Here is a 9,913-nt window from a genome sequence, read left to right on the forward strand (position 1 = left end):
TATGTCATCCTTCCATCAGGTATTGCTGCGGTAAATAAGAGTTACCATTATCATATAAACATTCTTCTATTTGTTAAACCAACCAGAGAATGCTTTTCACTCCGTCTTAAGACCGAGACCTGTATTTCTGAATCCATTCATACAGATAGATAATCCCTATCAAACAGATAAAACCGATTACAAAACCCGCCATAACATCTGTTAAATAATGAACATTAATAATATATCTGCTAAGACCTATCAGAAATACCAGCAAGGAAAAAAATAGCTGCGTAGCCATGATAGCCTTAGATGATTTCATTCTTTTCACGAGAAAATAGCCCAATAAGCCATAGCACACCATGGAAATCATGGCATGTCCTGATGGAAAACTATATCCTTCTGCATTGGCTGCAACGGAAATGCTCGGTCTTTCCCGATCGACAAGATTCTTTATTAGTTTATTTAATGTGTGGGCCGCTATCGTTCCACCGGCAAACATAAAAGCAGCAAACCAATCCTTAAACAGAATCAGGAGCACAATTGACATTACAAGCAAAAGCGGAATGATGAATGACCGGGAACCAAGTTCAGTTATAAACCGGGCCGCTTGATACCAATACGAATGATCCAGGCTGTCCACTAGACCTCTTGTCCATCTATCCGCATACGGAAGAGTTCCGTTGATAATTTGTGCTACCCATACTCCTATAACTATAAAGACTATAGTAAATAATAATAAAACAATCCGATGTCGCTTATCATGCATCTGCAGACCCTCTCCTTCTCCCTATATCATACTCCAATTAAGGTTTGAAAAAAACTGAACAGGGTAGATTATTAGTATAATAAAAAATTTATTTAGACAGGGGTAATCAATATGGAACAGGAATTACAAAATCTAATCGATGGCTTAAACGAAGACCTAGCAAACGAATATGGTGCGGCAATTCAATACACGTATAGTGCTTCTGTAGTTTCCGGATTATATCGTTCTGCATTAAAGCCCTTCTTTGAAGCAGAAATCACGGACGAACTTGGACATGCATTATATTTATCTGAAAAGATTAAATCCCTTGGCGGTACCCCTACAACAAAAGCTGCTGAGATACCACAGCCTACAGAGGTTAAAGAATTGCTTGAAGCAAGTTTAAAATCTGAAACAGAAACAATTGAACGTTATGAAAAACGAAAGAAACAGGCAGAAAATCTAGGGTTTACTGAATTAGTTGTCAAACTGGAAGATTTAATCTCTGATGAAACACACCATAAAGAAGAAATCGAACGTTTGCTTGAAGACGCAAGACTTTCTTAATGAAGACTTCATTCAGCAATTACAAGGGCTGAGGAGCAATTCATGTTTCAGCAAAAGCAGGAAAAGCGGCATCCATTGCGGATGCCGCTTTTCCTATTCCTTCTATTCTACATCTTCAGCCTGTTTAAACAGTACTTCCGGAATCATTTCAAATCCTTCTATCACTGTATTTTCTTCTACTTCAATCATTAAGCACAGCTTGCCATCCAGGTGCAGTTGACGCACATAGCGCAGATCTTGCGGACTGACTTTAATGTCCGCGACTTTTGTTTTGATTTTGATAGACTTGGAAGCATATTTTGGTAAAATGCTAGTAGCTTTCAGTTCATATTTTTCATCGTCGATCACCTTTTTGAAAGCCGATTCAACTTTCTCCTGATCGACGTCCTGGATTCCACTGCTTTTCAGAACCTTCTCTACATCCCGGTAATCCAGTTTTGGCGCATCTGGTTCCTCGTTCTCTTCCACAACACGATTGATTTCATCATAAACATTGGCAAGGGTAGATGTATTTATCTGACCGCCTGCCACATCCTTGACAATTTCCTCGAATACAATCTTATCGTCTTCCGCGGTCATTGCTTCTTCTGCATTCAAGACCTCTTCGATAAAATGATAATCCAATTCGTAAGGTTTTCCCGCCGAATAAAGCACGCGATTCACGTTTGCCGCATTGTCGGTAAAGCTCGGAAACAAGAATCCACCCATCGGGGCCTTCAGGTTAATTACTGGATCAACCACAAAATGATATTTGAATTCCTTTTCCACATAATCAAACAGCAATTCCTTCTTTGGATCCAGTGTTCTGTTGATACTGCACAGGATAAAGGAATTGGAATAAACACGATCTCGACTGCTCTCGTCTGCCTCGTCATTGCTTCGTCTTGTTGGCTTCAGATATTCACCATGTATGAACGTAATCACGGTGTCCATCTCGTATTGCTTATCCTTCAGCATCTTTTCAACGAGTTTGAGCATTTGCTCTTTCCATTCAGCCGTATCGTTCGTCAGCATCCCCTGATGAAGAATGAGCTGACTGCTATTTTCGATGTCACGCTGGAATTTCAGTTCGAATAATTTTTGGTCGAGCTGGCCTGTCAGGACTTTCTTGAAATTGGCCATAAACAACTCCTTTTGTTCCTGTTCCAGCATTTCAAAAGGCGTGCTTTGATGATGATAGATATCACTCGATTCTTTCATAATATAGACATTAAAAATATCCTGGATTTTAAGTAAATCATTATTAACCTTAAATTGCTTTTTAATATCTGCTATATCTTTTTTATTCAAAATTATTTCGCTCCTCTTGATTTCAACCATCCGATTGACTGTCTTTCTCACATCCTTCCATTTTATCATAGAAAAAGGATTTCGATTAAGAAGAATTTCGGTTATTCTTTTGCAAACAATTGATAAAACTTCTGCTAAACTTCTTCATATTTGTTCATACTGTTGATACTTGATAGAATAGCGGAATAGAATCAGAAATCAGGAAGTGAGATAATGCCAAAATTAAGACATATTATTGTTATCATAATACTCGCAGGAGCACTTTGGCATTTCTACGGAGAAACATTCCAGCAACATGGCGCTGCCGGTGTTTATGAAGAAATTCGCAGCGATGCCAATGCACTTATAGAAAACCCCCATATTACTGCAGCAATTGACACCATCAATCAGGAGTTTCAACTTTTGAAAGGCAGACTGACAGATATTCAGCAGGAAAGCCAGCAGAAGAAAGAAAATGCTGTTGAGAGACCACAGCTTGATGAACCCACCGAGCAGTCCTTTTCGGTGGGCAATGCAGAAATTGGAGACGATCGTTCGGAAGTGGAAAACCTAGCAGGAAAACCAAAACGTTCCACTATGAATGAATATGGGACCGACTGGCATACCTATCATGAAAACTATCATAACTTTTTCATGGTTGCCTATGATGACCAGGATCAGGTTGCCGGTATATATACCAATCAGGACATGCTTACCTCCACGAAGGGCATCAGCTATGAGAGTTCGCGTGAATCTGTCCTGGCTGAGCTGGGCGAGCCGCTTAAAGCGATTCGAAAGGGACTCGTCAATTACCAGATTCAAAATGAGCAGGAATATGATGTATTTCTGATTGAAAATAACTATGTAACGATTTTCTATGACAAACATGAAAATAACACCGTTACAGCGATACAGATTATCAGTGGAGAACTGGAAAAGCAGAAAACAAGCTATTTTGCCGATCCGGATCAGTCATTAAAAGAGGGCTTTGAATATCAGCTGTTCGATCTGACGAATGCTGCAAGAGTAAACCATGGACTTACCGTGCTGAATTGGGAGGAACCGTTGAGGAAGACTGCGCGGGACCATAGCACAGACATGGCTGTGAATCATTATTTCAGCCATACAAACCCAGAAGGCCAATCGCCGTTTGACAGGATGGCAGAGGACGCGATTTCTTTCCGGATTGCAGGTGAAAACCTTGCCGCCGGACAATCAAGCAGTATCTTTGCTCATGAAGGCCTGATGAACTCCCTTGGTCACAGAGAAAACAAATTGAAAAAAGAATATGAAGCACTTGCCGTTGGTGTTTCATTCGATAACGAATCGAAGCCGTTTTTCACAGAGAATTATCTGACGAAATAGATTAATGCTCCCTTATTTTAATTGCAGCTGCGACAGCAAAACTGGAACCGGATTACTTATGATCTGGTTCCAGTTTCTTATATTTCTTACTAAACTAACACCTTACGTAATTTCGTTTGAATCCACTCATTCCTCTATCTAAATCCTTTTTGATTCTTTCGGAAACATTTGAAGTAGTGGTTTTTTTCTTACCTTTACTGATTTCGACTGGACCTATCTCCTTAGCAATTTCAATTGCCTTGTCCTGAAGAGGTACATAGGAAATAGCAACTGTATAGATGAAATTATTCATGGATGCCTTCGTTCGGTCTGGTGAATCATGGATCGCAGTTTGCATGTGATCGATCATGCTTGAAAGCTTGTTTTTGCTAAATTCAGCATCTGGACGACTTCCCAAAAGCCAGCAGTAACAGCTCCATCCTGCCGACATTTTAAGTTCGTCATTGCTTGCAATCCATTTGTCGGACACAGCTTGGGCTATATCGGTTTCTGACAATGTTACAGCAACAACATAATCGGACAGCATATAAAAATAGGCCCCATCAATCCAACGCTCAAAATCTTCTTCTGTCATCGTTTCCGGGTCCGCAATAACACCGGCAAAATACATTGCATCATAGTTCCCAGTGGCATAGAGCTGCTCGGCCAATGGCTGATTTTTCTTGATTTTCCTTGCGATTGGCTTCATTGCTCCTGTAGCTACTCCAAATACAGGCTCCTGTGCCCCATTTCCAATATATCTCTTTTTCGTCCTTTCCTTACCTAGTGCTTCCAGTTCCTCCATAACCGTGTCTAAATCCATGTTCTCACTTCCTTTCATTTTAATAGGATCTTTTCGTAAGTATTGTTATTATTTCTAACTTGGTATTTGATAGAAACTGCGACATAACAGGAAAGGATTGGTGTTTTATCCCCGCTCCGGAAATACACTGCGCTTTCCGCGGGCTCGCGCTAAGCCAGGGTACTACTTGCGATTGCTTCCTTGTTCCCTTGCACCGAGGAAGCATACTGCGGAGTGTTACTGGCAGACGCAGGTGCATCTAGTGGGGTCTTAGCGTCTTCGCTTTCCCGCTGGAGTCCCCGTGTATTTCCTCCGCTATGATCGGGTTTTCTGAATCAAATTACTGATAATTATTAAGCTGATTGATTGGAGCGTAGGGCTGTCGACTCCAGCGGGAATAGCAACAGCTGAAGATCCCGCAAGAAGCCGGTTTTGCTTCTGAGGAAGCTGAGAGCGCCCGCCGCGGAAAGCGACTGCCCGGAGCGAAAATCGGCCGTTGCTGTTACATCGCAGTATATATATTTTATGTAAAAACAACAATCTTTGAGAAAACAGCCTTTTAATAAATACATTTATGCATTTGTGAGTCCAGTATATTATAAAACAATTCTATCTTAATGAATTTATAAAGTAAAATCGCCCCTATCGTAAAGATAGAGAGCGATTTAAAGCAGCATTTCATTGTATGGTTTGCCTGATTCCAAATAACTGATAAATTCGGATTATTTACATGGCGCAACTAAAAGTTGAAGTTGTCAAGTCTTCTTCCGCTGGCTTCAAAGCCTTTCATGTAATTGATCATGCGCTGAGCGGAAGTAGCATTCACCTGTTCATCTGCATGGTAAGAAGATCGAACCATCGGCCCTGCTTCACAATGTTTGAAGCCTTTAGATAAAGCAATTTCCTTTAGTTCTGCAAATTCATCCGGATGGTAATACCGTTCCACATTCAAATGCTTTTTGGTTGGCTGCAAATATTGGCCAATTGCCATGATATCGACTTTATGTGCAAGTAAGTCATCCATCGTTTCGAGGATTTCTTCTTTTGTTTCCCCAAGACCGACCATGATGCTTGATTTAGTTGGTGTATTTGGTGCTATCTCTTTGACCCGTTCCAGCAACTGCAGGGACCGGTCATACATGGCGATTGCCCGGACTTTTTTTGTCAGGCGGCGGACCGTTTCCACATTATGATTAAAAATATCCGGTTCACTGTCCATCAGTGTATGCAGACTATCGTAATCCCCTTTCATATCTGAAGGAAGGATTTCTACTGTCGTACCCGGCATCTTTCGTCGTATTGACCGCACCGTTTCTGCAAATACCGCTGCACCTCCATCCTTCAAATCATCCCGTGCTACTGCAGTTATTACTGCATGCTTCAATCCCATAATTTCTACAGACTCTGCTACACGTTCAGGTTCACCCCAGTCCAGCTCATTTGGCAATCCGGTTTTAACTGCGCAAAATCTGCACCCTCGAGTACATGTGTCTCCAAGAATCATAAATGTCGCTGTTTGCCGCTCACTCCAGCATTCATGAATATTTGGACATTTTGCCTCCTCACAAACGGTATTTAAGTTCTTTTCCCGCATTAATTTCTTCAGCCCGTTATACGACTTATTTGTATTAAGTTTTACGGTCAGCCATTCCGGTTTTTTTACATGTTCATATTTTTTTACCATTATACAACACTCCTTCTTTTATCGGGAATAGTTCCATTCGGGACTTCTGTACTTGGTCTCTGCCAGCTCATTTATTTCAGATATTTGTTCAGCTGTGGGTCTAAACGGCTTCAGTTCAATATTCAGCCCGCGTTCAAATCCTGTTTTGAATGCAGCTTTCACTTCTTCAAAGGTGTACGGTTGTTCCGATACATCGTTAATTGCAACAGCTTTCTCGCCGAAAGCTCTTCTGGCCCGCTCCTTGATTCGATCATTTGGATAGACGAATAAATCAAATAATTTTATTTGATCTACCTCTATTGGAATGGAACCATGCTGAAGAACAACACCTTTTTTGCGAGTCTGTGCGCTTCCTGCTGCTTTTCTCCCTTCAATTATCAATTCATACCATGATGGTTCTTCAAAACAGACTGCCGAATTGGCCGTCTGCAGTTTTCCTTGGGGAATGGCGAATCCTGCATCCAGATTGAGTTCTTTAAACCCTTCTAACAACCCCTTTGAGATGACCATATAAGCATCTTTGATGGAATGCGGCATTGTCGGATGTTTTTCAGATACAAGCAAGCTGTATGTTAGTTCCTGGTCATGGAGGACAGCACGCCCTCCAGTCTGCCGGCGCACGAGTTCGATCCCATAATCTTCAGCACTTTTGACGTCAATCTTTCCATTTACTTTTTGAAAATAGCCGATGGAAAGCCCAGCTGGTCTCCAACCGTAAAAGCGTAAGACTGGGGGTATCTTTCCCTCGCTGTGCCAATCAAGCAGGGATTCATCCATAGCCATATTGAAAGCAGGAGAACAATACCCTGAGTCAACGTAATACCATGTTTCTTTCATGAACGTTTAACCTCTTTTCCGACATCATTTTGTCCATCATTAATCCATAACCAATCCGCCATCGACAACTAAATTCTGGCCAGTGATTGCCCTGCTCCATGGAGAGGCAAAAAATAATGTCGCATCCGCTAATTCCTCAGGAGTTGTCACTCGCTTTAACGGGGTATTAGCCTTTATCAGTTCAAACACAGAATCGGGAGTGGATGCACTTGCATCTGTTTTATGCAGCAGTCCGCCTGAGACCATATTTACCGTGATACCCTTTTCACCTAGTTCACTTGCCATACTTCTTGTAAATCCAACTAATGCAGCCTTGCTGGCATTATAATCATGGTAAGGCACAACAGGATTTTGGAATAGATTTGTTCCTATATTGATGATCCGACCAAAATTGGATTTTGCCATTCCTTCAATTGCAGCTTGTGTGGTATGTAATGCTGCCTTAATACTTCCTTCAAACTGGGTATGATAATCTTCCCAATTGATGGCATCTGCTGTTTTCCTGTTGACAGCATCGAATTCAAAATTTACAAGGGCATTGTTTATGACTGTTGTAACTGGCCCTTTAAATTGTATTTCTGCCTGTTCAAACATCTCAAGAACCTGCTTTTTTTGGGTAATATCTGCCTGAACGGCTATTGCATCTTTCCCGATATGCTCTACGACTTCCTTTGCTTTCTTTTCATTTTGATAGTAATTTACGATGACATGTGCACCTTGTCCTCCAAATGCTTTTGCTATTTCTGCACCTAACCCCCTGCTTGCTCCAGTTACCAGAACGACTTGGTCCTTGATTTCCAATAGTCTTCCCCCTTAAATTCTTTCACTAAGGTAGGTCGAACGACGAGTAATTTGACAATCGCGGACCATTTTCTAAAAGATTGTAGAAGATTAATACAGCGAAGGCTGGAAAGCAATAATTATGAAAAAATCCTATAAAAAAACAGCACCACATTATCGTGATCCTGTTTATTAAAATTAGTCATAATCGAGTAATAGTAAACAACATCACTTCCCTTCGCTGGTATTACCCAAATCAGGTTCAAAGAGTCAAAGGAAATGAATTCCCTTTCTCAGCCGCATGGCTCCCCTAGTGAATTATATTTTATTTAATTTCATTTACAGTTTAACATACATAATTTCCCTTGTCTCCCGATAATTCTAAATATTGCCGCCTCTTTTAGTTAGAAGACTTAGCCATTACTGATTACAGTTCGTTAAACTTCTTTCTTTTTGTTTAAATTGAAAAATGAAAAATGTCAAAATAATGTTATAATAGTTGTTAAACTATTATCGATTAACCAGTTGATGGTCCAGGAGACCACTATAGAAGGTAATCGAGAAGGCAATCGCGCATAAGGGTGCAAAGGCATTTTCTTGGAAAAAATCAGATGAAGGTGGGATTTGTTTTGTTGAAAGAAATACATAGAGCAATTGATGAGATATATCCGGAGATGGTTGAAATCAGAAGATATCTGCATCAGCATCCGGAGCTTTCTCATCAGGAAATACAAACGGCAAACTATATTGCGGACTACTATAAAAAATTGGAAATTCCTTATCAGACAAAGGTTGGCGGCAATGGCGTCCTTGCAACACTTAAAGGAGGAAAACCAGGTAAGACGATTGCATTAAGGGCTGATTTCGATGCCCTCCCAATCCAAGACGAAAAGGATGTTCCATACAAATCCAAGGTGCCAGGTGTAATGCATGCCTGTGGTCATGATGGCCATACAGCTACCTTATTGACTTTGGCTAAAGTGATGAAGCAGCACCAAAATGAATTGGAAGGGACGATCATTTTTCTCCATCAGCATGCAGAAGAGTATGCCCCGGGTGGTGCGAAGCCTATTCTGGAATCCGGCGCACTTGAAGGTGCTGATGCAGTATTCGGCACACATTTATGGGCCACCTTGCCACTCGGTGTCATGCACACATCCCGCTCTGCCTTTATGGCGGGTGCAGACCGGTTTGAAATCACCATACAAGGCCAGGGCGGTCATGGCGCCTATCCACATGAAACAAAGGATGCAATTGTATTGGGAGCAGAGGTGGTCTCACAGCTTCAGCAGATCGTCAGTAGAAGATTGGATCCACTGGAAACCGCGGTCGTCACAACTGGTATCTTTGAGGCAGGAAACGCATTTAATGTGATTGCTGATCAAGCTAGATTAATTGGTACTGTGAGGTACTTTAATTTAGATGTCCAGGCTAAAATCATGGATGAAATGGATAAAATCATTAAAGGGATCTGTATCTCAAATGATGCTGCCTACACCTTTGATTATATAAAAGGCTATCCACCATTAGTCAATCATCCTGAGGACGCGGAAATAGTTCTGGAAGCATGTAACGATATAGTTGAAATCCATACCGCTGAAGAGGCACTGCCGGTAATGGGCGGTGAAGATTTTGCTTATTATACGATGGAAAAACCAGGTGCCTTTTTCTTCACAGGGGCAAATAAAGAAGGAAATCCCTATCCGCATCACCATCCGAAATTCGATATTGATGAAAAGGCAATGCCCATAGCGGCCAAAACACTCATTGGTGCCTACTTCGGCTGCCAGCGGAATAATATAAGCTGATAAAAAGGTTCTGCCTATATACGATGCTTTTAATGTAGTTAAGTGAAGTTTGCACAAGAAAGCTTTTTATATAAAAAAAATCCGACCCATCTCAG

At 41.2% G+C, this 9,913-nt stretch carries 9 protein-coding genes and 1 riboswitch; of the genes, 3 read left to right on the plus strand and 6 right to left on the minus strand.

Going from position 1 to position 9,913, the window contains the following annotated elements; genetic code table 11:
• Positions 1–106 precede the first annotated feature (106 nt).
• Positions 107–748 carry a phosphatase PAP2 family protein gene (locus OMHG_RS08505; RefSeq protein ID WP_010650095.1) on the minus strand — a complete coding sequence of 214 codons (642 nt, stop codon included), beginning with the start codon at positions 746–748 and terminating at the stop codon, positions 107–109.
• A gap of 111 nt (positions 749–859) precedes the next feature.
• Between OMHG_RS08505 and OMHG_RS08510 the strand changes: the two genes are divergently transcribed.
• Positions 860–1,294 carry a ferritin-like domain-containing protein gene (locus tag OMHG_RS08510; RefSeq protein ID WP_010650097.1) on the plus strand — a complete coding sequence of 145 codons (435 nt, stop codon included), beginning with the start codon at positions 860–862 and terminating at the stop codon, positions 1,292–1,294.
• Between the two features lie 102 nt (positions 1,295–1,396).
• Here the strand turns inward: OMHG_RS08510 and OMHG_RS08515 are convergent, their stop codons facing one another.
• The gene (locus OMHG_RS08515; RefSeq protein ID WP_010650099.1) at positions 1,397–2,584 is read right to left on the minus strand and encodes a DUF4317 domain-containing protein; all 1,188 of its coding nucleotides are present in this window, start codon (positions 2,582–2,584) and stop codon (positions 1,397–1,399) included.
• Between the two features lie 213 nt (positions 2,585–2,797).
• On the opposite strand from OMHG_RS08515, the gene OMHG_RS08520 reads away from it, so the two are divergent.
• The gene (locus tag OMHG_RS08520) at positions 2,798–3,928 is read left to right on the plus strand and encodes a CAP domain-containing protein (RefSeq protein WP_010650100.1); all 1,131 of its coding nucleotides are present in this window, start codon (positions 2,798–2,800) and stop codon (positions 3,926–3,928) included.
• Between the two features lie 94 nt (positions 3,929–4,022).
• On the opposite strand, the gene OMHG_RS08525 is transcribed toward OMHG_RS08520, so the two are convergent.
• From OMHG_RS08525 to OMHG_RS08540, 4 genes are all read right to left on the minus strand, one after another.
• A complete protein-coding gene (locus OMHG_RS08525; protein WP_010650102.1) occupies positions 4,023–4,730 on the minus strand; it encodes a DNA alkylation repair protein in 708 nt (235 codons plus the stop codon).
• Positions 4,731–5,448: 718 nt separating this feature from the next.
• The gene (gene lipA, locus OMHG_RS08530; RefSeq protein ID WP_010650104.1) at positions 5,449–6,393 is read right to left on the minus strand and encodes a lipoyl synthase; all 945 of its coding nucleotides are present in this window, start codon (positions 6,391–6,393) and stop codon (positions 5,449–5,451) included.
• 18 nt (positions 6,394–6,411) lie between these two features.
• Positions 6,412–7,230: a lipoate--protein ligase family protein gene (locus OMHG_RS08535; RefSeq protein WP_010650107.1), complete on the minus strand. Its 819-nt coding sequence runs from the start codon at positions 7,228–7,230 to the stop codon at positions 6,412–6,414.
• A gap of 39 nt (positions 7,231–7,269) precedes the next feature.
• A complete protein-coding gene (locus OMHG_RS08540) occupies positions 7,270–8,031 on the minus strand; it encodes a 3-oxoacyl-ACP reductase (protein ID WP_010650109.1) in 762 nt (253 codons plus the stop codon).
• 195 nt (positions 8,032–8,226) lie between these two features.
• Positions 8,227–8,332: riboswitch (TPP riboswitch) on the minus strand.
• A gap of 289 nt (positions 8,333–8,621) precedes the next feature.
• Between OMHG_RS08540 and OMHG_RS08545 the strand changes: the two genes are divergently transcribed.
• Positions 8,622–9,818 (plus strand): M20 family metallopeptidase, encoded by a 1,197-nt coding sequence (locus OMHG_RS08545; protein WP_081498512.1) that lies wholly within the window; start codon positions 8,622–8,624, stop codon positions 9,816–9,818.
• Positions 9,819–9,913: the final 95 nt, after the last annotated feature.

This window comes from Oceanobacillus massiliensis str. N'diop (genome assembly GCF_000285495.1).
GTDB classification, from domain to species: Bacteria; Bacillota; Bacilli; order Bacillales; family Amphibacillaceae; genus Oceanobacillus; species Oceanobacillus massiliensis.

Bases quoted from the DNA above. Each gene is read 5' to 3' on its own strand.
- OMHG_RS08505 (WP_010650095.1), bottom strand. From the start codon at position 748: ATGCATGATAAGCGACATCGGATTGTTTTATTATTATTTACTATAGTC.
- OMHG_RS08510 (WP_010650097.1), top strand. From the start codon at position 860: ATGGAACAGGAATTACAAAATCTAATCGATGGCTTAAACGAAGACCTA.
- OMHG_RS08520 (WP_010650100.1), top strand. From the start codon at position 2,798: ATGCCAAAATTAAGACATATTATTGTTATCATAATACTCGCAGGAGCA.
- OMHG_RS08525 (WP_010650102.1), bottom strand. From the start codon at position 4,730: ATGGATTTAGACACGGTTATGGAGGAACTGGAAGCACTAGGTAAGGAA.
- lipA (WP_010650104.1), bottom strand. From the start codon at position 6,393: ATGGTAAAAAAATATGAACATGTAAAAAAACCGGAATGGCTGACCGTA.
- OMHG_RS08535 (WP_010650107.1), bottom strand. From the start codon at position 7,230: ATGAAAGAAACATGGTATTACGTTGACTCAGGGTATTGTTCTCCTGCT.
- OMHG_RS08545 (WP_081498512.1), top strand. From the start codon at position 8,622: ATGAAGGTGGGATTTGTTTTGTTGAAAGAAATACATAGAGCAATTGAT.